This window comes from Roseisalinus antarcticus (assembly GCF_900172355.1).
Classification (GTDB): Bacteria; Pseudomonadota; Alphaproteobacteria; order Rhodobacterales; family Rhodobacteraceae; genus Oceanicola; species Oceanicola antarcticus_A.
On record NZ_FWFZ01000004.1, the window covers coordinates 31709 to 55424 of the forward strand.

The following is a 23716-nucleotide window of genomic DNA, read 5'->3' on the forward strand; positions in this document are numbered from 1 at the left end:
AAACGGAACGGAGACGCGACATGGCTGAAGATCACTTTCCCGGCTGGCACGGCACCACGATCGTGGCGGTCCGCAAGGACGGGCAGGTGGTGATCGCAGGCGACGGGCAGGTCAGCCTTGGGCCCACGATCATCAAGGGCACCGCCCGCAAGGTGCGCAGGCTCTCGCCCGGCGGCACCGACGTGATCGCGGGCTTCGCCGGATCCACCGCCGACGCCTTCACCCTGCTCGAACGGCTGGAGAAGAAGCTGGAGGCGACGCCCGGCCAGCTGCAACGGGCCAGTGTCGAGCTCGCCAAGGACTGGCGCACCGACAAGTATCTGCAAAAGCTCGAGGCGTTCCTGATCGTGTCCGACGGCAAGGACCTTTTCGTCATCACCGGCGCGGGCGACGTGCTGGAACCCGAGCATGACGTGACCGCCATCGGATCGGGCGGCAATTTCGCGCTCGCCGCGGGCCGGGCGATGATGGACACCGGCCTGTCCGCCGAAGACATCGCCCGCCGCGCCATGGCCATCGCCGCCGACATCTGCGTCTACACCAACGGCAACCTGACAGTGGAAACGCTGTCCGCATCGTGACCCCCCCGAAGGACCGACATGACTGACCTCACTCCCCGCGAAATCGTCTCGGAGCTCGACCGCTTCATCATCGGCCAGAACGAGGCGAAACGCGCCGTATCTGTGGCCCTGCGCAACCGCTGGCGGCGCAAGCAGCTTGGCCCCGAGCTGCGCGACGAGGTCTATCCCAAGAATATCCTGATGATCGGGCCAACGGGCGTCGGCAAGACCGAGATCTCCCGCCGACTGGCCAAGCTTGCGCGGGCGCCATTCATCAAGATCGAGGCCACGAAGTTCACCGAGGTCGGCTATGTCGGCCGCGACGTGGAGCAGATCATCCGCGACCTGGTCGACGCCGCGATCTTTCAGACCCGCGAACTGATGCGCGAGGACGTCAAGCAAAGGGCCCACGAGGCCGCCCAGGAGCGTGTGATCTCGGCCGTCGCCGGCGAGGACGCCCGGGCGGGAACCCGCGAGATGTTTCGCAAGAAACTGAAATCGGGCGAGCTGGACTCCACAATGATCGAGCTTGAGGTGGCCGACACCTCGAACCCGATGGGGATGGAGATTCCGGGCCAGCCGGGGATGATGCCCGGCGGCATGAACCTGGGCGATCTCTTCGGCAAGGCCTTCGGCCAGCGCACGGTCAAGAAGCGGATGACGGTGGCCGAAAGCTATGGCGTGTTGATCGCCGACGAGGCGGACAAGCTGCTGGACGACGAGACGGTGACCAAGGCCGCCATGGAATCGGTGGAGCAGAACGGCATCGTCTTCCTCGACGAGATCGACAAGGTCTGCCGCAACGCCGACGCCCGCGGCGCCGATGTCAGCCGCGAGGGTGTGCAGCGCGACCTGCTGCCGCTGATCGAGGGCACGACCGTCTCGACCAAGCACGGCGCGATCAAGACCGACCACATCCTGTTCATCGCCTCGGGCGCGTTCCACATCGCCAAGCCCTCGGACCTGCTGCCGGAGTTGCAGGGACGCCTGCCGATCCGCGTCAATCTTCGGGCCCTGACAGAGGGCGATTTCGTCCGAATCCTGACCGAGACCGACAACGCCCTGACCCGGCAATATACCGCGCTGATGGCGACCGAAGAGGTCACCGTCACCTTCACCGACGAGGGGATCGCCGCGCTTGCCAAGATCGCCGCGGAGGTCAACGAAAGCATCGAGAATATCGGCGCCCGCAGGCTCTATACCGTCATGGAACGGGTGTTCGAGGAGCTGTCGTTCAACGCGCCCGACCGCGCCGGAGAGGCGGTGACGGTCGATGCGGATTTCGTCGAAACGCACCTGGGAGAGCTGACGCGGTCCACCGATCTGAGCCGCTACGTGCTATAGAATTGCGGGCTTTTCTTCTGCCGTAGAAAGGCAGAATAAGCGGCCATGCAACTTCTCGGATTCGTGCGTGCAAACGCCGCTTTCCTTCTGGCCGGCATGCTGCTGGCCTTTACGTCGTCCTACGGGCAGACCTATTTCATCTCGATCTTCGCGGGCGAGATAAGGGGAGAATTCGGGCTGTCGCATGGCGCCTGGGGCGGGATCTATACCATCGGGACAACGGTCTCGGCGGTGATCATGATCTGGTCGGGCATGCTCACCGACATCTTCCGGGTGCGTCAGCTGGTGCTGATCGTCATGCCGACGCTGGCCCTCGCCTGTCTTGCGATGGCGGCGGTGCCCTCGCCGCTGGTGCTGATCTTCGTGATCTTCGCGCTGCGCCTCGCGGGCCAGGGCATGATGAGCCACCTCGCCGTCGTCGCCATGGCCCGCTGGTTCGTGGGCAACCGGGGCACGGCGCTGTCGATCTCGTCCATGGGAATCGCGATCGGGCAGGCGCTTCTGCCGGTGGTCTTCGTCGCACTGATGGCGGCATTCGACTGGCGGTCGCTGTGGGTCGTCGCAGCCGGGATGATCGTGATGACCCTGCCGGTCCTGCTGATATTGCTCCGGCTGGAGAGGACGCCCCAGTCGCTGGCCAAGGAAACCTCGGTCGCGGGGATGAACGGCCGGCACTGGAGCCGGCCCGAGGTGCTGCGGCACCCGTTGTTCTGGCTGATGGTGCCCGCGCTTCTGGGACCGCCGGCCTGGGGCACGGCGCTGTTCTTCCAGCAGGTCCACATGGCCGAGGTCAAGGGTTGGGAATTGTCCGAATGGGTCTCTCTCTTGCCGCTGTTCACCGTCACCCTGATCATGGCGAATTTCGCCAGCGGGCAGGCGATCGACCGGCTGGGCGTGGGCCGCGTCGTGCTGATCTACATGCTACCCTTCGCCGTTGGCTTCGTCCTTCTGTCCTATGCCCAGAGCATTGCCTTCGCCGCGCTGGGGCTGATGGTCTTCGCGCTGGGTCAGGGGATGCAATCCACCGTGCCGGGCGCCTTCTGGGCGGAGTATTTCGGCACGCGGCACCTTGGCTCGATCAAGGCGGCCTCGACCGCGATCATGGTGCTCGGCTCGGCCATCGGGCCGGGGGTGACCGGGTTCCTGATCGACTGGGGCATTGATTTTCCGCAGCAGATGCTGGCCATCGCGGTCTATTTCGCCTTTGCGGGGCTCTGCTCCGTCATCGGCGTGGTCCGGGCCCGGACGGCCCTACCGGCGCCGGCGTAGATAGACGTAATAGGCCCCCTGCCCGCCATGGCTTGCGTGGGCCGGCGTCACATCCAGAACCGCCCCCACCAGCGGCGCCATCCGAAGCCATTGCGGCACCTGGTGGCGCAGCACGCCGAGCCTTTGCGGGATCGGGCCGGGTTCGTCCCGGTGCTTGCCCTTGCCGGTGATGACCAGGACCAGCCGCTTGCCGTCGGCATGGGCCGAGAGGATGAAATTCATCAGCGCGGGATGCGCCGCATCCAGCGTCATGCCGTGCAGGTCGATCCGCGCCTCGGGGCGCAGCTTGCCGCGTTTGAGCCTTGTGTGGGTCTTGCGGTCCATCCGGACGGCGGCTTTCGCCATCTGCTCCGACAGGCCGGCCATGAGGTCGTGATCCCGGCTGTGATCGACCCGGGCGCCCACCTCGAATTTCTCGATCCGCCGGGGCGCGGGCGGGTCCTCCGGCCGGGTCAGTGTGCGCTGGGGCGTTCTTGGGGTGGGGGACGAGGGCGCAGGATCGGGCCTGCGCCTGTGCATGGGATCGGCCTGCCGAGCGACCTGATCCCAAAGCGCCCGTTCCTCCGCGCTGACATGTCGGCGCTTCCGGCTCACTCCAACGTCTCGGGCAGCATGGCATAGGCCCGCTGGATCGGCAGCAGGACGACGATCCGCCCGGCATCGCGGATACGGCCCGCGCGGCGGCCGGCACGGGGGCCTGTGCCATAGAAGATGTCCGACCGCTGCGCCCCCTTGATGGCGCTGCCCGTGTCCTGGGCAACCATCAGGCGGTTCATCGGCTCGGCGCCCCGCTTCTCGATCCAGACCGGGGCGCCCAGCGGGACGAAGGCCGGGTCCACCGCGATCGACCGCAGCGCGGTGATCGACCGGTTCATCGCGCCAAGCGGGCCGCGATCCGAGGGCACCTCGCTCACCTCGCGGAAGAAGACGTAGGAATCGTTGGTCCAGAGCAGCTCCCGCCCGTCCACCGGGTTGCGACGGACCCAGGAGCGGATGACATCGGCCGAGACCTCGTGCGGCTGATATATGCCCTTGCGCACCAGCTCTTCCCCGATGGAGGTATAGGGTCGCCCGTTGGTGCCGCCATATCCCACGCGGATCGTGGTTCCGTCGGTCAGCCGGATCCGGCCCGATCCCTGGATCTGCAGAAAGAACAGGTCGACCGGGTTGGCGACCCAGGCGATCTCGAGGCCCCGTTCCAGCAGGGCCCCGCCCTCTTCGATCTCGCGGCGCGTCAGCCAGGGGTCGCTGCCGATTTCCGGCGGCAGGCCGTAGACGGCATAGCGGTAGCGGCCGTCCGGCTGGCGCGCGCCACGCAGCTCGGGCTCGAAGTAGCCGGTGAACAGCCCGTCTTGGCCGTCCTCGATCAGGATTGGCTTGAAGAACATCTCGAAATAGGCGCGGGCGTTCCCGGCGACCTCGGCGAGGTCGCAGAGCGTCGCCCAGTCCGGATCGTCGAAGTCGATGCAGGTTGAGCGGAAGACCTGCAGCGCCGCGGCGTGGTCATCTTCGGCCCATCCCTCAAGCTGGTCGAAGGACAGGATCGTATGCGTGGTCTCGGCCATGGCGCCGGTGACACTCAGCGCCGCCGCAAGGGCAAGACCCCGCCCAAGCCTCATTCGCCCGTGGCGACGAGCACCCAGTTGGGATCGTTCTCGCCCATGGTCCGCGCGAAGGTCCAGACGTCGCGCTGGCGCTTTATCTCGGTCGAAGACCCCTCGACCACGTCGCCGGCGCTGTCGTGGACGACCGAGGTGATTTCACCGGTGAACCGCACCGAAAGCTCGGCCTCGCGGGTCGTCTCGTCGAATTCGGCGTCCTTCAGCGCGATTTCGGACAGGCCGACAAAGGTCGCCTTGACCGTCAGGCCCTTGGCTTTGCGCTCTTCCACGACCTCCGCAAAGACCTCGTAGACGTCGTCGGACAGGAACGGCTTGATCTCGGAAAGATCGCCGTTCTCGAAGGCCATCAGGATCCACTCATAGGCCCCGCGCGCCCCGCCGAGGAAGTCGGACACGCCGAACGACGGCTCGGCCCGTTTCATCGCGGCCAGCGCCTTGGCCGCGTCGCTGCCCTCGGGCACGTTTTCGGTTATGTCACGGTCGGGCCCGCCCTCGATCACCTCGAAATCCGGGCGCTTGCGGCTCTTGGCCGTCTCGCTCTCAGTCACCTTGGGTTTTTCGAATCCCTCCCGCGTGCCCAGGACACTGCGCAGACGCAGGATCAGGAACACGGCGATCCCTGCGAGAACGAGGAGCTGGATGATCGGAGAATTCATATGTTGGGCCTCTTGGTCCGGCAATGTTGGCGAAATCGCTTATCGCTCATTATGTAAGGTCGGCAAGGGTGCCTGTCCACCAAACGGGGGCAACAGGTCACAGGTTATGCAACGATATGAGGTGCGCCATGAGGCTACTCGCCATCTTTATCGCGGTTCCGCTGCTGGAAATCGCGCTGTTCATCCAGGTGGGCGGCTTCATCGGCCTCTGGCCGACGCTCGCCATCGTGCTGGCCACCGCGATTCTGGGAAGCTGGCTGGTCCGCAGCCAGGGCGCGGCAGAGCTCGGGCGGCTGAAGGCCTCGCTGAACAATCTCGACGACCCGTCGGAACCGCTGGTCCACGGGGCGATGATCCTGTTTTCCGGGGCGTTGTTGCTGACGCCGGGCTTTTTCACCGACGCGGTGGGCTTTGCCCTGCTGATCCCCGGCGTCCGGCGCACCGCCTTCGAGGCGCTGCGCAAGCGGATCAACGTGCAATCCTTCAGCTATGGCGGCACCCCGGCCGGCCAACAGCCGCGCCGCCCCCACGGCGACCGGGTCATCGACGGCGAGTTCGAAGAGGTCACCCCGCCCAAGAACCCCACGCACCGCCCCTCGGAATGGACGAAGCACTGAGCGGCTCTTGGGATTGTGACCCTCGGGGCCGCCTGATAGGTAACAGCCGATAAAATAGTCACCGGAGCCCTTTTCAAATGTCCGACGAGACGTCCAACGCAGGCGCAGACGCGCCCAACCCAGACCAGCCGACCCAACAGCAACCGCAGATCACCCAGCGCATCCTCGGCCAGTATGTGCGGGACATGTCCTTCGAAAACATCATGGCCCAGAAGGGCGTGACCGGCGAAGTGCAGCCGGAGATCCAGGTGCAGGTGAACCTCGACGCCAAGAAGCGGACGCAGGACAACCAGTATGAAGTGGTCACCAAGCTCAACATCACGTCGAAGACGAAGGACAAGGGCGACATGCTCTTCGTGCTGGAGCTGGAATATTCCGGCATCTTCCTGATCGAGGGCGTGCCCGAGGCCCAGCTGCACCCCTACCTGCTGATCGAATGCCCGCGCCAGACCTTCCCGTTCGTGCGCCGGATCGTCAGCGACCTGACCCGTGACGGCGGCTTTCCGCCGCTGAACCTCGAGACGATCGACTTCCTCGCCCTCTACCGCCAGGAAATCGCCCGCCGCACCAGCCAGCAGGCCGCGGCCACCAACGGCGATGCCTCCGGGAACGACACCATCGCCTGAGCGTCAGGCGAATTTGGACCAGAGCGCGCCGTCGCCCATCGCCTTCACGAAGGCCTCATGGGCGGCGGCTTCTTCTTGCGTGATCCGCGGCGGCAAGGGCTCCGGCCGCGGGCGGGGGCGCCAGCTTTCGGCGCCGCTCCCGTCACCGGACCTGTCCTGCGATTGCCCCAAGGCAAAGTCGGGCTGACGGCCGCCGATCAGCTCCAGATAGACCTCGGCGAGGATTTCGCTGTCGAGCAGGGCGCCGTGCAGCGTGCGGGAGGAATTGTCGATGCCGAACCGTCGGCAGAGCGCGTCGAGCGATGCCGGCGACCCCGGAAACCGCCGCCGCGCGATGGCCAGCGTATCCACCGCCCGGTCATTGGCGATGCCCTGCAGGCCAGCCCATTTGAGCTCTGCGTTCAGAAACTTCATGTCGAAGGCGGCATTGTGGATCACCAGCTTCGCGTCCCCGATGAAATCGAGAAGCCCCTGCCCCACGACCTTGAAGACCGGCTTGTCGGCCAGAAATTCGTCGCCCAGGCCGTGCACCTCGAACGCGCCCTGCGGCATGGAGCGTTCGGGGTTGATGTATTGGTGATAGGTCCGGCCCGTCGGCACGTGGCCGTTCAGCTCCACCGCACCGATCTCGACGACGCGGTCGCCCTCTTCGGGTTCGAAACCCGTGGTCTCGGTATCCAGAACGATTTCACGCATGGGCAAGTTTCTCTCTCAGCACGGCAACCAGATCCTGAACCTCCCGGCGGGCCACGTCGAGGGTCAGGGTCTCGATCACGTGATCGGCCCGGCGGCGTTTCTCCGCATCGGTCATCTGGCGCCGCAGGATCGCCTGGAAATGCGCCTCTGTCATCTCGGGGCGCGACACCACCCGTTTCTTTTGAATGTCCAACGGCACCGTGACGACGAGAACGGAATCGAATTCGTCCTGGACCCCGGTCTCGAACAGCAGCGGGATGTCGAAAACGACGATGTCCGACGTCGTGTCCGCCAGAAACGCGTGCCTGTCGGCAGAGACCAAGGGATGCACGAGCTCTTCGATCCGTTTCAAGATGTCGGGATCCCGCGCGATCAGGCGCTTGAGCGCGGGCCGTGAAACAGCGCCGTTCACCACCGCTTCGGGAAACTCGTGGCCGATCAGGCTCGCCGCCGGACCGCCCTGGTCATAGAGCCTGTGCACCGCCGCATCGGCATCCCAGACGGCGATGCCCTCGTCGCGGAACATCTGCGCCGTGGTGGATTTGCCCATCCCGATCGACCCCGTGAGGCCAAGCGCCCATTTCCGGTCACTCATGCCAGCACCGCCTGTCTTGTTGCCTCTGTCACCTCGGGCCGGGTTCCGAACCAACGCTCGAACGCCGGGACGGCCTGGTGCAGCAACATGCCGAGCCCGTCCACCGTGACGCAACCCATCTGCCGGGCCACCTGCAGGAAGCGGGTGTCAACGGGGGCGTAGACCAGGTCGGTCACGACCGCCCCGGACTGCAACCCGTCGAGCGGGACCCGCAGCTCTGCCGCGCCCTGCATGCCCAGCGAGGTCGTATTGACCACGGTCGCGGCCTCTTCGAGCATGTTGCCCGCATGGACCCAGTCCACGACCCGCAGCCGGGCCCCGAATTCGGATCTCAGCGCCTCGGCCTTGGGCCGGGTGCGGTTGGAGATCAGGATCTCGGGGACCTGGGCATCGAGCAGCGAGGACACCACGGCGCGGGCCGCACCCCCGGCCCCGAGGATCGCGGCCGGCCCGGCTTGCGGCTGCCAGTCCGGCGCCCCCTGGCGCAGGTTCGCAAGAAAGCCATAGCCATCGGTATTGTCCGCGTGGATCCGACCATCCGGCAAGAAAATCAATGTGTTGGCCGCCCCGATCAGGATCGCCCGGTCCGAGATCTGGTCGGCGAGCTGCAGGACGTTGACCTTGTGCGGGATCGTGACGTTCGCCCCCACGAAGCCGGCCTTGGGCAGAGCGCGGACAACCGTGGCCAGGTTCTTTTCGGCGACATCCAGCGGGACGTAATCGCCCGGCAGGCCGTATTGGCGCAGCCAGTGCTTGTGCAAGCGGGGGCTTTTGGAATGGGCGATCGGGTGCCCGATCACCCCGGCCAGGGGTATTTTCGCGTCGCTCATGTGGGCAGTGTTCCGCGTAGGCTGAGGTAAGACAAGACTTCGAGAAGGGGCAGGCCGAGAACGGTGAAATAATCCCCCTGGACCTGGGTGAAAAGGCGCACCCCCTCTTCCTCCAGCTTGTAGGCGCCGACGGCGTGGCGAATGCTCTGCCAGTTGCGGGCGACATAGGCGTCGAGATAGGCCTCGCTCAGGGGACGCATCGCAAGCCGGACCTGCCCCACATGCCGCCAGAGCGGACGGTTGTCCTGATACATCACCACGGCCGACAGCAGCATGTGGCGATCGCCCGAAAGCCCGCGCAGTTGCTCTTTTGCCGCCTCGGGGGTTTCGGGCTTGGACAGGCAGTTGCCCTTGTGGTCGAGCACCTGGTCGCAGCCGATTACGAGCGCACCGGGGTTGCGGGCGGAAATCTTGGCAGCCTTCAGCTCTGCCAGGGTATCGGCAATGTCGCGCGGCGGGGCGCCTTCGTCCTCGAGGCTGGCGCGGACGGATGATTCGTCGATCCGGGGCACCTGGATGTCGAATTCGAGCCCGGCGTTGCGCAGCAGTGTTGCCCGAATGTCAGAGCCGGACGCCAGAATGATCGGTTCGGCCATGTTGATAACCTGTGAACTTGGTCGGGAGGAACGTGGGACAGGATCCGCCGTTTGACCGTTGACCACAGGCGGCGGCGACCCGGCGGAAGAGTCCGGGGAAAGTGCCACAGCTGATCCACGGGGGCAAAGGACAAGTCGGCCTTGTGGACAGTTGGCGGGGGTCGCGAGAGTCAAGGGTAAAGCAGTTGGTTCAGTCTCCCGGGTTTCATAGTTAACATTTTGTAATTAATAGTTTTTACTGAGGTTTGGCAGACGAAATCTGCGGCCAAGCGCCCGCTGCGGCTGTGGGTAATCAGGTGGAGAATCTGGGAAAGCGGAGTTGTCCACCGCCCCTATCCACTACAATCCTAAGATTCTCTTAAATGGATTGAAGATGCATCCGGGGCGGATCGAGGGCCCCGAGGCTTGGAATTGACAGCGATCCGAGGACCGCCTAAGTGAGGTTCGACCCGTCCGGGTCAAGACCTTCCACCGATAGAACAAGCTGGCCGCCCCGCGGGGTGCTGCCCCGGAAGAAATATATGTCCCAAGACCGACTGAACCTTGCGGATCTGAAGGCGCAAAGCCCCAAGGATCTGCTTTCGCTGGCCGAAGAGCTGGAGATCGAGAACGCCTCGACCATGCGGAAGGGCGACATGATGTTCGCCATTCTCAAGGAGCGGGCGGACGATGAATGGGTGATCGGCGGTGACGGGGTCCTGGAAGTGCTGCAGGACGGGTTCGGTTTCCTGCGGTCGCCGGAAGCGAACTACCTGCCTGGCCCGGACGACATCTACGTCAGCCCCGACATGATCCGTCAATATTCGCTGCGGACGGGGGATACGGTCGAGGGCGTGATCCAGGAGCCGTCGGATACGGAGCGGTACTTCGCGCTGGTCTCGGTCGAGACGATCAATTTCGAGGATCCCGAAAAGGCCAAGCACAAGGTTGCTTTCGACAACCTCACGCCGCTTTACCCCGACGAGCGGTTGAAGATGGAGATCGAGAACGAGCCTGCTACGCGCGATCGCTCCGCCCGGATCATCGACCTGGTCTCGCCGATCGGGAAGGGCCAGCGGTCGCTGATCGTGGCGCCGCCGCGGACGGGCAAGACGGTGCTGCTGCAGAACATCGCCAATTCGATCGAGAAGAACCATCCCGAATGCTACTTGATCGTGCTGCTGATCGACGAGCGGCCGGAAGAAGTGACGGACATGCAGCGGTCGGTGAAGGGGGAGGTCGTGTCCTCGACCTTCGACGAGCCGGCGACCCGTCACGTGGCCGTGTCGGAGATGGTGATCGAGAAGGCCAAGCGCTTGGTCGAGCACAAGCGCGACGTGGTCATCCTGCTGGATTCGATCACCCGTCTGGGGCGGGCCTTCAACACGACGGTGCCGTCTTCGGGCAAGGTGCTGACCGGCGGTGTGGATGCCAACGCGCTGCAGCGTCCGAAGCGGTTTTTCGGCGCCGCCCGAAACATCGAGGAAGGCGGATCCCTGACAATCATCGCCACCGCGCTGATTGATACAGGGTCCCGGATGGACGAGGTCATCTTCGAGGAATTCAAGGGCACCGGAAACTCCGAGATCGTTCTGGACCGCAAGGTTGCCGACAAGCGGGTGTTCCCGGCGATGGATATCCTGAAGTCCGGCACCCGGAAGGAAGAGCTGTTGGTCGACAAGGTCGATCTGCAGAAGACCTATGTCCTGCGGCGGATCCTGAACCCGATGGGCACCACGGATGCCATCGAGTTCCTGCTGTCGAAGCTCAAGCAGACCAAGACGAATTCCGAGTTTTTCGATTCCATGAACACCTGAGGCGGCGCATCCGCGTCGTGGGAGAGCCATGGACACGATCTTTGCCCTCGCGACGGCCCGGGGACGTGCCGGCGTTGCAGTTGTCCGGATCTCGGGGCCGGAGGCGTTGCGGGCCGGGTGCCGTCTGGCTGGTGCGCTGGAGCCGTTCGACCGGACGCTGAGACGGCTGACCTGGCACGGGGAGCTGATCGACGAGGCGCTGGTGCTTACATTTCCGGAAGGCAGGAGCTTTACCGGAGAGAGCGTCGTCGAATTACATCTGCACGGCAGTATCGCGGTGATTACCTCTGTTCTGGGTGCATTGGGGACGATCGACGGACTGCGGCCGGCGCAGGCGGGCGAGTTTACACACAGGGCGTTCGAGAACGGGCGGCTGGACCTGTCGCAGGTCGAGGCGCTGGCTGACCTGATCGACGCGGAGACCGAGATGCAGCGGCGGCAAGCCGTGCGCGCCCTGTCTGGTGCGCTGGGGGCGCGGGCCGAAAACTGGCGCGGGCGGCTGGTTCGGGCGCTGGCACTGATCGAGGCGACGATCGATTTCGCCGACGAGGATGTACCCGTGGACGTGGGCCCGGAAGTCATGGAGCTGTTGATCGGGGTTCGCGATGAATTGCTGCGGGAGAGCGCGGGGGTTCACGCGGCCGAGCGGATCCGGGACGGGTTCGAGGTTGCCATCCTGGGGGCGCCGAACGTCGGGAAATCGACCTTGCTGAATGCATTGGCCGGGCGGGAGGCCGCGATCACCTCTGATGTGGCAGGCACAACGCGGGATGTGATCGAGGTGCAGATGGACCTGGGCGGGCTGCCCGTGACGATTCTGGATACGGCGGGGCTGCGGATCTCCGGCGACAAGGTGGAGCGGATCGGGATCGAGCGGGCGAAGGCGCGGGCGGCGGCCGCGGATCTACGGATTCATCTGGTTGGTCCGGGTGATGAGCCGTTGATGGATGTTGCGCCGTCCGATCTTGTGGTTGGGGCGAAGGCCGATCTGGGTGAGGTCGCGGAGCTGAGTGTCTCAGGGTTGACGGGCGCAGGGGTCGACCGGCTTGTGTCAGCGATCACGGAGCGGCTGGAACCCATGTCGACCGGGACCGGCGTTGCGATTCGAGAGCGACACCGGCTGGGCATAGAACAGGCGACCGAGGCGCTTGGCGAAGTGCTGGAGCGCATGGACGAGTTGGCGTTGCAGCCGGATCTGCTGGCGGAACGGTTGCGGGACGGGTTGCGAGCGATCGATTCCCTGGTGGGACGGGTTGACGTGGAGCATGTGCTCGACGAGATCTTCTCGAGCTTCTGTATTGGCAAATGAGGATGTTTCACGTGAAACACGACTATGATGTCATCGTGATCGGTGGTGGGCATGCGGGCACCGAGGCCGCCCATGCGGCGGCGCGGGCGCAGGCCCGCGTGGCGCTGGTGACCCTCCGGCCGGATACGATTGGCGTCATGTCCTGCAACCCGGCCATTGGAGGCCTCGGGAAAGGCCATCTGGTGCGCGAGATCGACGCGTTCGACGGGGTTATGGGGCGGGTCGCGGACCTCTCCGGGATCCAGTTCCGGCTGTTGAACCGCAAGAAGGGCCCGGCCGTGCAGGGGCCGCGGGCGCAGGCGGACCGGAAGCTCTACCGTCAGGCGATGCAGGCGATGACCGATGCGCAGTCGGATCTGGACGTGCTGGTGGGCGAAGCCACGGACCTGATCGATGACAAGGGGCGTATCGGCGGGGTGGTCCTGGCGGACGGGTCCCTGGTGACCGCGAATGCCGTTGTGCTGACGACGGGGACTTTCCTTCGCGGCGTGATCCATATCGGCGACCAGTCGCGTCCGGGTGGGCGCATGGGCGAATCGCCAGCGGTGCGGCTTGCTGAACGGATCGACGATCTGGGGCTGCCCCTCGGGCGCCTGAAAACGGGAACGCCGCCCAGGCTCGACGGGCGGACCATCGACTGGACCAAGCTGGAGATGCAGCCGGGCGACGATGAGCCGACGCTGTTCTCGTTCCTGTCGGAAAAGGCGGCGGCCCGCCAGATCTCCTGCGGGATCACGCATACGAACGACGCGACCCACGCAATCATCCGCGACAACCTTGGGCGGTCCGCGATGTACGGCGGCCATATCGATGGCGTCGGCCCGCGCTATTGCCCCTCCATCGAGGACAAGGTGGTGCGCTTCGCGGACAAGGCCTCGCACCAGATCTTTCTGGAGCCGGAGGGGCTGGACGACGACACGGTCTATCCCAACGGCATTTCGACGTCCTTGCCGGCGGATGTGCAGGAGGCCTATGTCCATTCCATCGTCGGCCTTGAAGACGCGACGATTCTGCAGCCGGGCTATGCCATCGAGTATGATTACGTCGATCCCCGTGCACTGCGGATGACGCTGGAGTTGCGGGACGCCCCGGGTCTATTCCTTGCCGGTCAGATCAACGGCACCACGGGCTATGAAGAGGCTGCGGCGCAGGGGCTGGTTGCCGGCTTGAACGCCGCTGCGCTGTCCCTTGGCCGGGATCGGATCACCTTCAGCCGCGCCACGTCTTACATCGGCGTCATGGTTGACGATCTGGTGACGCGGGGCGTGACCGAACCCTACCGGATGTTCACATCCCGCGCGGAGTTCCGTCTGTCCTTGCGGGCGGACAATGCGGACCAGCGGCTGACCACGTTCGGGCGAGAGGTCGGTTGTGTCGGCGACGCGCGTTGGGCCGCCTATTCGGCGAAGGCCGAGGCGTTGGAGGCCGGCCGAGCGCAACTCGCCGATGTTCAGCTCTCTGCCCGCGACATCTCGGCGACCGGGGCGAAGCTGAACAAGGATGGACCTGCCCGGACCGGGGCAGAGGCGCTGGCCCTGTCGGACTTCGACTTCGACGCGCTGCTTGGCCTCGCGCCAGAGCTTTCGGTCATCGCACCGCCGATCCGGGACCAGTTGAAGCGCGATGCGCTCTATGCCCACTACATCCAGCGGCAGGAGAAGGACGTCGCGGCGCTGAAGCGGGACGAGGCGCAGGTGATCCCCGACGATCTGCGTTATGAGACGATTCAAGGACTTTCGACCGAACTGGCGAGCAAACTGTCGCAAGCCCGCCCGGGGACCATCGGCCAGGCCGCCCGGATCGACGGGATGACTCCGGCCGCGCTGCTGATCGTTCTGGCCCGGATCCGGCGTGGGCAACTGGCCAAAAGCTCGTGAGCGCAACGATGCCCCCCCTGCCCGGCCTCGATGTTTCACGTGAAACACGGGCGAAGCTGGTGAAGCTGGAAACGCTTGTCCGCAAATGGACCAAACGGATCAACCTGATCGCCCCGGCGAGCGTCGCCGACATCTGGACCCGCCACATCCTCGATTCCGCGCAGCTTTTCAGCATCGCCCCGCCCCATACCCACTGGGCCGATCTTGGCAGCGGCGGCGGCTTCCCCGGTCTGGTCATCGCGATCCTGCGCCAGGAGAAGATGCCCGACGCCCATATGGATCTGGTCGAGAGCGATCAGCGCAAGGCCACCTTTCTGCGCACCGCCACCCGAGAGCTCGACCTCCCCGTCACCACCCACACTGCAAGAATCGAGGAGTTGGAGCCCCTGAATGCCCCCATTGTCAGCGCCCGCGCCCTTGCCTCTCTTCCCGACTTGCTCTCACACGCATGCCGGCATCTCTCTGCCGACGGGACGGCGCTTTTCCTCAAGGGTCGCAACCGCGCCGAGGAAATTTCAGCCGCCCGGCGAGACTGGGACTTTGCCATGACCGAAACCCGCAGTATGACCGACCCAGAAGCGGCAGTTCTAAGGATTGAAAGGATCACACGTGTCTGACCCGACAAGGCCCCCCGGTCCCCGGATCATTGCTATCGCCAACCAGAAGGGCGGCGTGGGCAAGACGACGACGGCAATCAACCTCGGGGCCGCCCTCGCCCGGTCCAACAAGCATGTCCTGATCGTGGATATCGACCCGCAGGGCAACGCCTCCACCGGGCTGGGGATCGAGCAGGACGACCGAGACTCCTCGACCTATGACATCCTGATGGGTGACGCCGCGCCCGCCGATGTGGCCCAGGACACCGAAGTCGAGAACCTCTGGATCATTCCGGCCACAACCGACCTCAGCTCTGCCGATATCGAGCTGATTGCCAATGAAAAACGCAGCCATCTGCTCCACGATGCCTTGCGCCAGCCCGCGATGGATCGCCTGGCCTTCGATTACATCCTGATCGATTGCCCGCCTTCCCTGAACCTGTTGACCGTGAACGCCCTGGTGGCCGCGCATTCCGTACTTGTGCCGTTGCAAAGCGAATTCTTCGCCCTGGAAGGGCTTTCGCAGCTGATGCTGACGATCCGCAATGTGCGCGAGAAGGCGAACCCCGGCTTGCGGATCGAGGGCGTCGCCCTCACTATGCACGACAAGCGCAACAATCTTGCCCTGCAGGTCGAGGAAGACGCCCGCGAAAACCTTGGAGAGCTGGTGTTTCAAACCGTCATACCCCGCAACGTGCGCCTGTCCGAAGCCCCCTCTTTCGCGATGCCGGTGCTCGACTATGACCCATCCAGCCGCGGCGCCCAGGCCTACCGCGCCCTGGCGGCCGAGCTGATCGCCAGAGACGTTTGAACGAGAGGACAGGTCCATGACCGAGACACGCCCCAAGACCCGAGGCCTGGGTAGAGGCCTTTCCGCTCTGATGGCGGATGTCAGCACCAGCGCCGAGGCTGCACCGGACGCCACCCGCCGGGCGGATCTCCGGGTCCCGATCGAGCGCATCCACCCGAACCCGAACCAGCCGCGCCGCAGTTTCAATCCTGACGCCCTGTCGGAGCTTGCCGCCTCCATCGCCGAAAAGGGTGTCATCCAGCCGCTCATCGTCCGCCCCTCCCCCGTGACCGAGGGCGACTACGAAATCGTCGCCGGCGAGCGCCGCTGGCGTGCCTCCCAGCAGGTGCAGTTGCACGACGTGCCCGTGATCGTGCGCGAGTTCAATGACACCGAGGTGTTGGAAGTCGCGATCATCGAGAACATCCAGCGGGCCGACCTCAACCCGGTGGACGAGGCTGCGGGTTACCGCCAGTTGATGGACCGATTCGGCCACACTCAGGACCAACTCGCCAGCGCCCTCGGCAAGAGCCGCAGCCACATCGCAAACCAGCTTCGCCTGCTGACGCTGCCCGAGTCGGTTCAGCGCCTGATGGTCGAGGGCCGTCTCAGCTCCGGCCACGCCCGGACACTGGTCGGGCAGGAACACGCGGAATCCATCGCCAACAAGATCGTGCGGGACGGGCTCTCCGTTCGCGCGGCCGAAAAGCTGGCGAAGGCGCAGAAGTCCGACTCCAGCGTCTCAGCGGGCAAATCCCGCGGCCCCGCCTCGGAGAAAGACGCCGACACCCGCCAGATTGAGGCCGAACTCGCCGCCTCGCTCAAGATGGGGGTCAGTATCGACCACAAGCCGGGCACCGATGGCGGCAGCCTGACGATCCGCTACAGCAACCTCGGGCAGCTCGACGACCTGCTGCGCGTCTTGTCGGGAGGCTAGTCCGACAGAAGCCGGCGAAGAACAGCATTCAGCACGGGCCACCCCTGCGCGGTGATCAGCAGGCGGTCGCCCCGACGAAGCAACCAGCCCTCCTCGATCAGGGGTTCGGCAAGCGCCGCGTCCCACCCCAGTCTCGCCAGCCGGGGCAGAGAGACACCTTCCCGCAGGCGCAGCCCCATCAAGAGGGCCTCTGTTCGCTGATCCTCCAGCGATAGTGGATCGCGCAGGCTATCTCCCGATCCCGTAGCCTCGACCTGCGCAATCCATGCGCCGGGAGCCCGGACCGCTTCCGTGGCCAGTTTCCGGCCTGCGACGGACAGACGGCCATGTGCGCCCGGCCCGACCCCGACGTAGTCGCCATAGCGCCAATAGATCAGGTTGTGCAGGCTCTCGGCCCCGTTTCGGGCATGGTTAGAGACTTCGTAGCCGGGCATCCCCGCCGCCTCGCACTGCTCCTGCGTGATCTCCCACAGCGCAACGGACCTGTCCTCGTCGGGCAATCCGCGCAGCTTTCCGGCCGCGTATCTGTCGCCAAACGCCGTCCCCTCCTCGATCGTCAACTGGTACAGAGACAGGTGATCCACCGCGAGGCTCAGGGCCTGCCCGAGCTCCGACCGCCAGGCCTCGGGCGTCTGATCCTGTCGTGCATAGATCAGGTCGAAACTCACCCGCCCGAATTCCTTGCGAGCCAGTTCATAGGCTGCAATAGCCTCCGCGGCACTATGCATCCGGCCCAGACGCCGCAGGTCGGGGTCGTTCATCGCCTGCACGCCCAGGGACACCCGCGTCACTCCGGCATCCCGATACCCGACGAAACGACCGGCCTCGACGGAGGTCGGATTCGCCTCCAGCGTCACCTCCATGTCATTCGCCGCCGGCCAGGCTTGCCGTGCCGCGCCGACGATGGCCTCGACCGTTTCGGGCAGCATCAGGCTCGGTGTGCCGCCGCCGAAGAAGATCGACCGCAGGATCCGCGGGCCGGTCTCCTGGGCATAGCGCACGATCTCAGAGGTCAGCGCCCGGGCCCAGCGGCCTTGATCGACGCCCCCCACGACGTGGGAGTTGAAGTCGCAATACGGGCATTTGGCCTGGCAGAATGGCCAATGCACATAGAGGCCAAAGCCCCCGGTCTCGAGATCCTCAGGCAAAGCACCCAGCGACAAGCGCCTCGAAGGCCCGCCCCCGGTGGCTGATCCGGTTCTTCTCCCAGCGATCCATTTCACCAAAGGTCACGTCATATCCGTCGGGCCGAAAGATCGGGTCATAGCCATGGCCGAATTCGCCCCGCATTGGCCATACAATGCGACCGGGAACAGTGCCCTCGAAAACCTCGTCATGGCCGTCGGGCCAGGCCATCACCAGGGTGCAGCGAAACTGTGCGCCTCGCGGCTCTGGCGCGGTCGCCGCTTCCAGCTCGGTCCAGACCCGGGTCATGGCCATGGCGAAATCGCGCCCCTCCGCGGTCTCCGCCCAGTCAGCGGTGTGAACACCCGGCCGGCCGCCAAGACCGTCGATCGTGATCCCGCTGTCATCGGCCAAGGCCGGCAGGCCGGTCGCCTGCGTGGCGGCGTGAGCCTTGATCCGGGCGTTGCCGGCAAAGGTCTCTTCCGTCTCCTCGGGTTCGGGCAAGCGGTGATCGGCGTTGGAGCTCAGGGTCACCCCGTAAGGCGCGAGCAGCGCCGCGATCTCCTCGAGCTTGCCGGTATTGTGGGTCGCCACGACGAGCCTGCCGCCCTCGAGCCGGCGCATCAGGCCACCGCCGCCAACTGCGCCGCCGACAGCTCCGCCACGCCCTTTTCGGCCAGGCCCAGCAGGGTTTCCATCTCGGTCCGCGAGAAGGTCGCGCCCTCGGCCGACATCTGAACCTCGATCATGCGCTCACCGGACATCACGAAATTGCCATCGACGCCGGCCTCGCTGTCCTCGGGATAATCCAGATCGAGCACCGGCTGACCGGCATAAAGCCCGCAGCTGACCGCCGACACCGGCACGCCAAGCGGGTTGGTCCGGACGTCTCCGGCTTTCATCAGCGCGTTGACCGCCAGACGCAGGGCCACCCAGCCGCCGGTGATAGAGGCGCAGCGTGTCCCGCCATCCGCCTGCAACACGTCGCAATCGACGGTGATCTGGCGTTCGCCAAGCGCGACCCGGTCCACGCCAGCCCGCAGGGATCGACCTATAAGACGTTGAATTTCAACCGTTCTTCCACCTTGCTTGCCAGCCGTTGCCTCGCGCCGCATCCGGCTTCCGGTGGATCTGGGCAGCATTCCGTATTCCGCGGTGACCCATCCCAGCCCGGTGCCTTTGAGGAACGGCGGAGGCCGATCCTCGATGCTCGCGGTGCACAGCACGTGGGTGTCCCCGACCCGGATCAGGCAGGATCCCTCGGCATGTTTCGTCACACCGGTCTCGATGCTCACCGGTCTCATTTCGTCGAGGGCACGCCCAGATGGCCGCATGGTGTTCTCCTGATGTCTTGGCGATCCACCCCTAATCCCGGCCCCCTGCTTTTCCAACCCCGATTGACCTCCGCCATCACGTGGTTTTAATTGGCCCGCTTTCTCGCGGAGGACCAAAGACCTTGGCCGACAGAGGCGCCCTGATGAACGAGATGAATGAACGCTCCCGCGAGGTGTTTCGCCGGGTGGTCGAAAGCTATCTGGACAGCGGAGCGCCCGTCGGCTCGCGCACGCTGACCCGGACCATGACCGAAAAGGTCTCGGCCGCGACGATCCGCAACGTGATGCAGGATCTCGAATACCTCGGCCTGCTCGGCTCGCCCCATGTCAGCGCCGGCCGCATCCCGACAGAGCTTGGCCTGAGGATGTTCGTGGACGGCCTGTTGGAGGTCGGCGATCTCGACGGCGCTGACCGCGCCAAGATCGACGAGACCATGGGCAGCAACCGCAACGACGTGGGCAGCATGCTCGACAGTATCGGCAACGCGCTCTCGGGGGTCACGCGCGGGGCGAGCCTGGTCCTTGCGCCCAAGCACGAGGCCGCGGTCAAGCATATCGAATTCGTGTCCCTCGCCGCCGACCGCGCTCTCGTGGTGCTGGTCTTTGCCGACGGCCACGTGGAAAACCGTGTCTTCACCCCGCCTCCGGGTCAGACCCCCTCCTCCATGCGCGAAGCGGCGAATTTCGTGAATTCGCTGGCCGAGGGCCGCACCCTGTCCGAGCTCGGCGGGATCATGCAACGCGAGATCACCACGCGGCGTCAGCAAATCGACAGCCTGGCCGCCGAGCTGGTCGAATCCGGCACGATCCTCTGGGAGGACAAGGGCGAATCGACAGAGCGCCTGATCGTCCGCGGTCGCGGCAACCTGTTGTCCGAAGGCGGCCCCGCAGAGGACCTCGACCGCATCCGCGAGCTGTTCGACGACCTGGAGCGCAAGCGGGACATCGCGGATTTCCTCGAACTGGCCGATGAGGGCGAAGGCGTGCGCATTTTCATCGGGTCAGAGAACAAGCTTTTCTCACTTTCGGGTTCCTCTCTGGTGGTGAGTCCCTATATGAACGCTGACCGTAAGATCATCGGCGCCGTTGGCGTCATCGGCCCGACCCGTCTGAATTATGGGCGGATCGTGCCCATCGTGGATTATACAGCACAGCTGGTCGGTCGCCTGATTTCCGACCGGAGTTGAAGGAAGTAGAGAATGGCCAAGCCCAAGAGCGAGCAGGATTTCATGGACGAAGTGGCCGCCGAGCTGCGCGGCGACAGCGAGGCCGCCGACGAGGTCTATGAGTCCGAGACACCGGAGCCCTCCGAAGAGCTCGAGGCCCTGCGGGCCGAGCGCGACGAGATGAAGGACCGTTTCGTCCGTGCCCTCGCCGATGCCGAGAACACCCGCAAGCGCGCCGAGCGTGACCGCCGCGAGGCCGAGACCTACGGCGGCTCGAAGATGGCCCGCGACATGCTGCCGGTCTACGACAACCTGGCCCGGGCGCTTGAGACCGCGAATGACGAGACCAAGGAGGTCTCCAAGGCGCTGCTCGAAGGTGTCGAGCTGACCATGAGAGAGCTTCTGAACGTCTTCAAGAAGCACGGGATCGAGCCCATTGCCCCCGAAGTCGGCGACCGATTCGACCCGCAGCAGCACCAGGCGATGTTCGAGGCGCCCCTGCCCGGCACCAAGGCCGGCGACATCATCCAGGTCGCGGCCACCGGGTTCATGCTTCACGATCGTCTGCTGCGTCCCGCGCAGGTTGGCGTCAGCTCAACCCCGGCTTCCTGAGCCCGTCATCTGCCATGACCCGAACGGTGCGCGTTCAATGCGCACCTTCCCCGCGCGACACCGCTTTCAGCTCATAGATCAGCTCCAGCGCCTCGCGCGGGGACAGTTCGTCGGGCAGCACCTCGCTCAGCCGCTCCTCGACCCCTGAGGGTTTCACGTGTGACCGGGCCGGCGCCGGCGGGGGTGCCGCGGCGAAAAGCGGCAGATCGTCGATGACCGCCGCCCGGGATCCGCCGCCCTCCCGCTCTCCCTTCTCGAGCGCCTCCAGCACGACGCGGGCGCGCTCTACGACCGACGACGGCAGCCCCGCCAACCGGGCGACCTGCACGCCATAGGACCGGTCCGCCGTCCCGCGCCGCACCTCGTGCAGGAAGACCACGTCGCCGTCCCATTCCTTGACCGCGACCGTGGCGTTCTCGACTCCGTCCAGCTTGCCGGCCAGCGCGGCCATCTCGTGGTAATGGGTCGCAAAGAGCGCCCGGCAGCGGTTGACCGCGTGCAGATGTTCCAGCGTCGCCCAGGCGATGGACAGGCCGTCATAGGTCGCCGTCCCGCGCCCGATCTCGTCGAGGATCACCAGCGCACGGTCGTCGGCCTGGTTCAGGATCGCGGCGGTCTCGACCATCTCGACCATGAAGGTCGACCTTCCCCGCGCCAGATCGTCGGACGCGCCGACCCGGCTGAAAAGCTGGCTGACGATGCCCAGGTGCGCTGTCTCGGCCGGCACCCAGGCGCCCATCTGCGCCAGCACGGCGATCAGCGCGTTCTGCCGAAGATAGGTCGATTTGCCCGCCATGTTCGGGCCTGTCAGCAGATGCACGGGGGCGTCGGTGAGGTCGCAATCGTTGGCGACGAAAGCCGCGCCCGAGCTGCGCAGCGCCTCTTCGACGACCGGATGCCGCCCGCCGGCCACGCCGAACGCACGGCTGTCGTCGAGAAGTGGCCGGCACCAATCCCGCTGTCGCGCCAGATCGGCGAGGCCCATGGCGACGTCGATCTCCGCCAGACCGCGCGCCAGCGCCATAAGCCGGGGGGCTTCGGCCAGGATGGCCTCTCGCAAGGCGGAATAGAGCCGCTTTTCGATTTCGAGCGCCCGCGACCCCGCGTTCAGGATCCGCGTCTCCAGCTCCGAGAGTTCCACGGTCGTGAACCGCACCTGGTTCGCGGTCGTCTGCCGATGGATGAACTGCTCGGACCCGTGCATCTTGTCGGCATGGGTCGCGGTCACTTCAATGAAGTAGCCCAGCACGTTGTTGTGCTTGATCTTGAGGCTCTGGATGCCGGTGTCCGCGACGAACCCTGCCTGCATCCCGGCAATGACCGAGCGGCCCTCGTCCCGCAGGCGCCGCGCGTCGTCGAGCTCCTCGTCATATCCCGGCGCGACAAAGCCGCCGTCCCGCGCGAGCAGCGGCGGCTCGGCCACGAGGGCGGCGTCGAGCAGATCGAGCAAGGCATCGTGCCCCACAAGATCCCGGGCGCTGTCGGCCAGAAGAGCTGGCAGATCCGCCGGTGCCATCCGTCCGGCAATAATGGCGGCCTGGGCGATCGCGTTGCGCACCCCGGCCATGTCGCGCGGCCCGCCCCGCTCCAGCGCCAGCCGCGACAGGGCGCGGTCGAGGTCCGGCACGCTGCGCAGGTCGCTGCGCAGATCGTCGGCCAATCGAGACTGTTCCACCGAGAAAGAGACGGCGTCCTGTCGCAACCGGATCAAGTCCAGCTGACAGGACGGGGCGGCCACCCGCCGCTCCAACAGCCGCGCCCCGCCCGAGGTGACGGTCCGGTCGATCGCACCAAGCAACGATCCGGCCCGGCCCCCGGCCATGGCCTGCGTCAGTTCCAGCGACCGCCGCGTGGCGGCGTCGATCTGCATCGCGGCGCGTTCCGCCTCGCGCACCGGCGGGCGCAACAACGGCAGCTTGCCCCGCTGGGTGATCTCCAGGTATTCGACCAGGCCCGAAAGCGCGGAGATCTCGGCGCGACCGAAGCTGCCGAACCCGTCGAGAGATCCGACGCGGAACACATCGCACAGCCGCCGTTCACCGGCGGTCGAATCGAAGGCCGCCCCGCCCAGCGCCGTCACCGAGGCGCCGATATCAGAGACCAACCCGCCCAGATCCGCCTCCAGCGCGTCGGGCAGCAGAACCTCTTTCGCGCCCAGCCGCGCAAGCTCCGGCCCCAGCCGCGTCCGCGAACAGGGCGTCACCTGGAGAACCCCGGTCGAGATGTCGACCCAGGCCAGCGCCCCGGCGTCCCGCACCTGCGCATAGGCGGCAAGGAAGTTGTGGCGCCGCGCGTCCAGCAACGATTCCTCGGTCAACGTGCCCGGTGTCACAAGCCGCACAACGTCGCGTTTCACCACCGATTTGGAGCCGCGCTTCTTCGCTTCGGCCGGGTCCTCCATCTGTTCCGCGATGGCGACGCGAAAGCCCTTGCGGATCAGCGTCAGCAGATAGCCCTCGGCCGCATGGACCGGCACGCCGCACATGGCGATGTCCTCGCCCAGATGCTTGCCGCGCTTGGTCAGGGCGATGTCCAGCGCCTCGGACGCGGCGACGGCGTCGTCAAAGAACATCTCGTAGAAATCGCCCATCCGGTAGAACAGCAACGCATCGGCGTTCTGCGCCTTGATCTCCAGGTATTGCACCATCATCGGCGTGGCGGCTGGTGCGCTGGTGTTCATCGTGTCCCCCGGGGTCTGGCCGCGGACGATACCGGCGGGCCTGATCGGGGAAAACCCCTCAATCGTTGCCCCCGCCCCCCGCG

At 65.6% G+C, this 23716-nt stretch carries 24 protein-coding genes; 13 read left to right on the forward strand and 11 right to left on the reverse strand.

The features are described 5' to 3' along the window. Positions 1-20 precede the first annotated feature (20 nt). The 3 genes from hslV to ROA7023_RS05205 are packed head-to-tail and all read left to right on the forward strand — an operon-like array spanning position 21 to position 3173. Entirely contained in the window at positions 21-581 is a 561-nt protein-coding gene (gene hslV, locus ROA7023_RS05195) for an ATP-dependent protease subunit HslV (RefSeq protein ID WP_085877960.1), read from the forward strand. 18 nt (positions 582-599) lie between these two features. Beyond that, on the forward strand, positions 600-1904 hold the full coding sequence (hslU, locus tag ROA7023_RS05200; RefSeq protein WP_085877961.1) for an ATP-dependent protease ATPase subunit HslU: 1305 nt from the start codon (positions 600-602) through the stop codon (positions 1902-1904). 45 nt (positions 1905-1949) lie between these two features. Then, on the forward strand, positions 1950-3173 hold the full coding sequence (locus tag ROA7023_RS05205) for an MFS transporter (protein WP_085877962.1): 1224 nt from the start codon (positions 1950-1952) through the stop codon (positions 3171-3173). On the opposite strand, the gene ROA7023_RS05210 is transcribed toward ROA7023_RS05205, so the two are convergent. From ROA7023_RS05210 to ROA7023_RS05220, 3 genes are read right to left on the reverse strand one after another with little or no spacing between them, the layout of a single operon-like run. Continuing rightward, positions 3156-3767 carry a Smr/MutS family protein gene (locus ROA7023_RS05210; protein ID WP_234992039.1) on the reverse strand — a complete coding sequence of 204 codons (612 nt, stop codon included), beginning with the start codon at positions 3765-3767 and terminating at the stop codon, positions 3156-3158. The two genes, ROA7023_RS05205 and ROA7023_RS05210, sit on opposite strands and share 18 nt — an antisense overlap. Next, on the reverse strand, positions 3764-4792 hold the full coding sequence (gene mltA / locus ROA7023_RS05215; RefSeq protein WP_234992040.1) for a murein transglycosylase A: 1029 nt from the start codon (positions 4790-4792) through the stop codon (positions 3764-3766). Before mltA ends, ROA7023_RS05210 begins: the two co-directional genes overlap by 4 nt. Then, positions 4789-5451, reverse strand: coding sequence for a Tim44/TimA family putative adaptor protein (locus ROA7023_RS05220; protein ID WP_085877964.1), 663 nt, complete (start codon positions 5449-5451; stop codon positions 4789-4791). The genes mltA and ROA7023_RS05220 overlap by 4 nt, the downstream gene beginning before the upstream one ends. A 128-nt stretch (positions 5452-5579) precedes the next feature. On the opposite strand from ROA7023_RS05220, the gene ROA7023_RS05225 reads away from it, so the two are divergent. Together ROA7023_RS05225 and secB are read left to right on the forward strand one after the other, a co-directional pair. Further along, positions 5580-6068, forward strand: coding sequence for an FxsA family protein (locus ROA7023_RS05225; RefSeq protein ID WP_085877965.1), 489 nt, complete (start codon positions 5580-5582; stop codon positions 6066-6068). Between the two features lie 77 nt (positions 6069-6145). After that, complete coding sequence (gene secB, locus ROA7023_RS05230) at positions 6146-6694, forward strand: protein-export chaperone SecB (RefSeq protein ID WP_085877966.1); 549 nt, start codon at positions 6146-6148, stop codon at positions 6692-6694. Between the two features lie 3 nt (positions 6695-6697). On the opposite strand, the gene dnaQ is transcribed toward secB, so the two are convergent. The 4 genes from dnaQ to ROA7023_RS05250 are packed head-to-tail and all read right to left on the reverse strand — an operon-like array spanning position 6698 to position 9411. Continuing rightward, entirely contained in the window at positions 6698-7390 is a 693-nt protein-coding gene (dnaQ, locus tag ROA7023_RS05235; protein WP_085877967.1) for a DNA polymerase III subunit epsilon, read from the reverse strand. Further along, complete coding sequence (gene coaE, locus ROA7023_RS05240) at positions 7383-7985, reverse strand: dephospho-CoA kinase (protein ID WP_085877968.1); 603 nt, start codon at positions 7983-7985, stop codon at positions 7383-7385. Before coaE ends, dnaQ begins: the two co-directional genes overlap by 8 nt. Beyond that, a complete protein-coding gene (locus tag ROA7023_RS05245; RefSeq protein WP_085877969.1) occupies positions 7982-8815 on the reverse strand; it encodes a shikimate dehydrogenase in 834 nt (277 codons plus the stop codon). The genes coaE and ROA7023_RS05245 overlap by 4 nt, the downstream gene beginning before the upstream one ends. Further along, positions 8812-9411, reverse strand: coding sequence for a Maf family protein (locus ROA7023_RS05250; protein ID WP_085877970.1), 600 nt, complete (start codon positions 9409-9411; stop codon positions 8812-8814). Before ROA7023_RS05250 ends, ROA7023_RS05245 begins: the two co-directional genes overlap by 4 nt. 521 nt (positions 9412-9932) lie before the next feature. Here ROA7023_RS05250 and rho point away from each other — a divergent pair. Genes rho through ROA7023_RS05280 form a run of 6 tightly spaced genes read left to right on the forward strand, consistent with a single transcriptional unit; the run spans position 9933 to position 16716 of the window. Further along, complete coding sequence (gene rho / locus ROA7023_RS05255) at positions 9933-11207, forward strand: transcription termination factor Rho (RefSeq protein ID WP_085877971.1); 1275 nt, start codon at positions 9933-9935, stop codon at positions 11205-11207. Between the two features lie 28 nt (positions 11208-11235). Next, the gene (gene mnmE / locus ROA7023_RS05260) at positions 11236-12516 is read left to right on the forward strand and encodes a tRNA uridine-5-carboxymethylaminomethyl(34) synthesis GTPase MnmE (RefSeq protein ID WP_085877972.1); all 1281 of its coding nucleotides are present in this window, start codon (positions 11236-11238) and stop codon (positions 12514-12516) included. 2 nt (positions 12517-12518) lie between these two features. Then, positions 12519-14393: a tRNA uridine-5-carboxymethylaminomethyl(34) synthesis enzyme MnmG gene (gene mnmG / locus ROA7023_RS05265; RefSeq protein WP_085877973.1), complete on the forward strand. Its 1875-nt coding sequence runs from the start codon at positions 12519-12521 to the stop codon at positions 14391-14393. A gap of 8 nt (positions 14394-14401) precedes the next feature. Then, positions 14402-15010, forward strand: coding sequence for a 16S rRNA (guanine(527)-N(7))-methyltransferase RsmG (gene rsmG / locus ROA7023_RS05270; protein ID WP_085877974.1), 609 nt, complete (start codon positions 14402-14404; stop codon positions 15008-15010). Then, positions 15003-15800: a ParA family protein gene (locus ROA7023_RS05275; protein WP_085877975.1), complete on the forward strand. Its 798-nt coding sequence runs from the start codon at positions 15003-15005 to the stop codon at positions 15798-15800. Before rsmG ends, ROA7023_RS05275 begins: the two co-directional genes overlap by 8 nt. Positions 15801-15816: 16 nt before the next feature. Beyond that, positions 15817-16716, forward strand: a complete 900-nt coding sequence (locus ROA7023_RS05280; protein ID WP_085877976.1) for a ParB/RepB/Spo0J family partition protein — start codon at positions 15817-15819, stop codon at positions 16714-16716. Here the strand turns inward: ROA7023_RS05280 and hemW are convergent. The 3 genes from hemW to rph are packed head-to-tail and all read right to left on the reverse strand — an operon-like array spanning position 16713 to position 19175. Then, positions 16713-17879: a radical SAM family heme chaperone HemW gene (gene hemW, locus ROA7023_RS05285; RefSeq protein WP_234992041.1), complete on the reverse strand. Its 1167-nt coding sequence runs from the start codon at positions 17877-17879 to the stop codon at positions 16713-16715. The two genes, ROA7023_RS05280 and hemW, sit on opposite strands and share 4 nt — an antisense overlap. Next, positions 17857-18465, reverse strand: coding sequence for an RdgB/HAM1 family non-canonical purine NTP pyrophosphatase (gene rdgB / locus ROA7023_RS05290; RefSeq protein WP_085877977.1), 609 nt, complete (start codon positions 18463-18465; stop codon positions 17857-17859). Before rdgB ends, hemW begins: the two co-directional genes overlap by 23 nt. Next, positions 18465-19175, reverse strand: a complete 711-nt coding sequence (gene rph, locus ROA7023_RS05295; RefSeq protein WP_085877978.1) for a ribonuclease PH — start codon at positions 19173-19175, stop codon at positions 18465-18467. The genes rdgB and rph overlap by 1 nt, the downstream gene beginning before the upstream one ends. Before the next feature lie 143 nt (positions 19176-19318). On the opposite strand from rph, the gene hrcA reads away from it, so the two are divergent. Beyond that, positions 19319-20362: a heat-inducible transcriptional repressor HrcA gene (hrcA, locus tag ROA7023_RS05300; RefSeq protein WP_200812460.1), complete on the forward strand. Its 1044-nt coding sequence runs from the start codon at positions 19319-19321 to the stop codon at positions 20360-20362. Between the two features lie 12 nt (positions 20363-20374). Continuing rightward, positions 20375-20953: a nucleotide exchange factor GrpE gene (locus ROA7023_RS05305; RefSeq protein ID WP_085877980.1), complete on the forward strand. Its 579-nt coding sequence runs from the start codon at positions 20375-20377 to the stop codon at positions 20951-20953. Between the two features lie 34 nt (positions 20954-20987). On the opposite strand, the gene mutS is transcribed toward ROA7023_RS05305, so the two are convergent. Beyond that, a complete protein-coding gene (gene mutS, locus ROA7023_RS05310) occupies positions 20988-23633 on the reverse strand; it encodes a DNA mismatch repair protein MutS (RefSeq protein ID WP_085877981.1) in 2646 nt (881 codons plus the stop codon). Positions 23634-23716 lie beyond the last annotated feature (83 nt).

Coding starts and splice junctions, on each gene's coding strand:
- hslV (WP_085877960.1), top strand. CDS start 21: ATGGCTGAAGATCACTTTCCCGGCTGGCACGGCACCACGATCGTGGCG.
- hslU (WP_085877961.1), top strand. CDS start 600: ATGACTGACCTCACTCCCCGCGAAATCGTCTCGGAGCTCGACCGCTTC.
- ROA7023_RS05205 (WP_085877962.1), top strand. CDS start 1,950: ATGCAACTTCTCGGATTCGTGCGTGCAAACGCCGCTTTCCTTCTGGCC.
- mltA (WP_234992040.1), bottom strand. CDS start 4,792: ATGAGGCTTGGGCGGGGTCTTGCCCTTGCGGCGGCGCTGAGTGTCACC.
- ROA7023_RS05220 (WP_085877964.1), bottom strand. CDS start 5,451: ATGAATTCTCCGATCATCCAGCTCCTCGTTCTCGCAGGGATCGCCGTG.
- ROA7023_RS05225 (WP_085877965.1), top strand. CDS start 5,580: ATGAGGCTACTCGCCATCTTTATCGCGGTTCCGCTGCTGGAAATCGCG.
- secB (WP_085877966.1), top strand. CDS start 6,146: ATGTCCGACGAGACGTCCAACGCAGGCGCAGACGCGCCCAACCCAGAC.
- dnaQ (WP_085877967.1), bottom strand. CDS start 7,390: ATGCGTGAAATCGTTCTGGATACCGAGACCACGGGTTTCGAACCCGAA.
- coaE (WP_085877968.1), bottom strand. CDS start 7,985: ATGAGTGACCGGAAATGGGCGCTTGGCCTCACGGGGTCGATCGGGATG.
- ROA7023_RS05245 (WP_085877969.1), bottom strand. CDS start 8,815: ATGAGCGACGCGAAAATACCCCTGGCCGGGGTGATCGGGCACCCGATC.
- ROA7023_RS05250 (WP_085877970.1), bottom strand. CDS start 9,411: ATGGCCGAACCGATCATTCTGGCGTCCGGCTCTGACATTCGGGCAACA.
- rho (WP_085877971.1), top strand. CDS start 9,933: ATGTCCCAAGACCGACTGAACCTTGCGGATCTGAAGGCGCAAAGCCCC.
- mnmE (WP_085877972.1), top strand. CDS start 11,236: ATGGACACGATCTTTGCCCTCGCGACGGCCCGGGGACGTGCCGGCGTT.
- mnmG (WP_085877973.1), top strand. CDS start 12,519: ATGTTTCACGTGAAACACGACTATGATGTCATCGTGATCGGTGGTGGG.
- rsmG (WP_085877974.1), top strand. CDS start 14,402: ATGCCCCCCCTGCCCGGCCTCGATGTTTCACGTGAAACACGGGCGAAG.
- ROA7023_RS05280 (WP_085877976.1), top strand. CDS start 15,817: ATGACCGAGACACGCCCCAAGACCCGAGGCCTGGGTAGAGGCCTTTCC.
- rdgB (WP_085877977.1), bottom strand. CDS start 18,465: ATGCGCCGGCTCGAGGGCGGCAGGCTCGTCGTGGCGACCCACAATACC.
- rph (WP_085877978.1), bottom strand. CDS start 19,175: ATGCGGCCATCTGGGCGTGCCCTCGACGAAATGAGACCGGTGAGCATC.
- hrcA (WP_200812460.1), top strand. CDS start 19,319: ATGAACGAGATGAATGAACGCTCCCGCGAGGTGTTTCGCCGGGTGGTC.
- ROA7023_RS05305 (WP_085877980.1), top strand. CDS start 20,375: ATGGCCAAGCCCAAGAGCGAGCAGGATTTCATGGACGAAGTGGCCGCC.
- mutS (WP_085877981.1), bottom strand. CDS start 23,633: ATGAACACCAGCGCACCAGCCGCCACGCCGATGATGGTGCAATACCTG.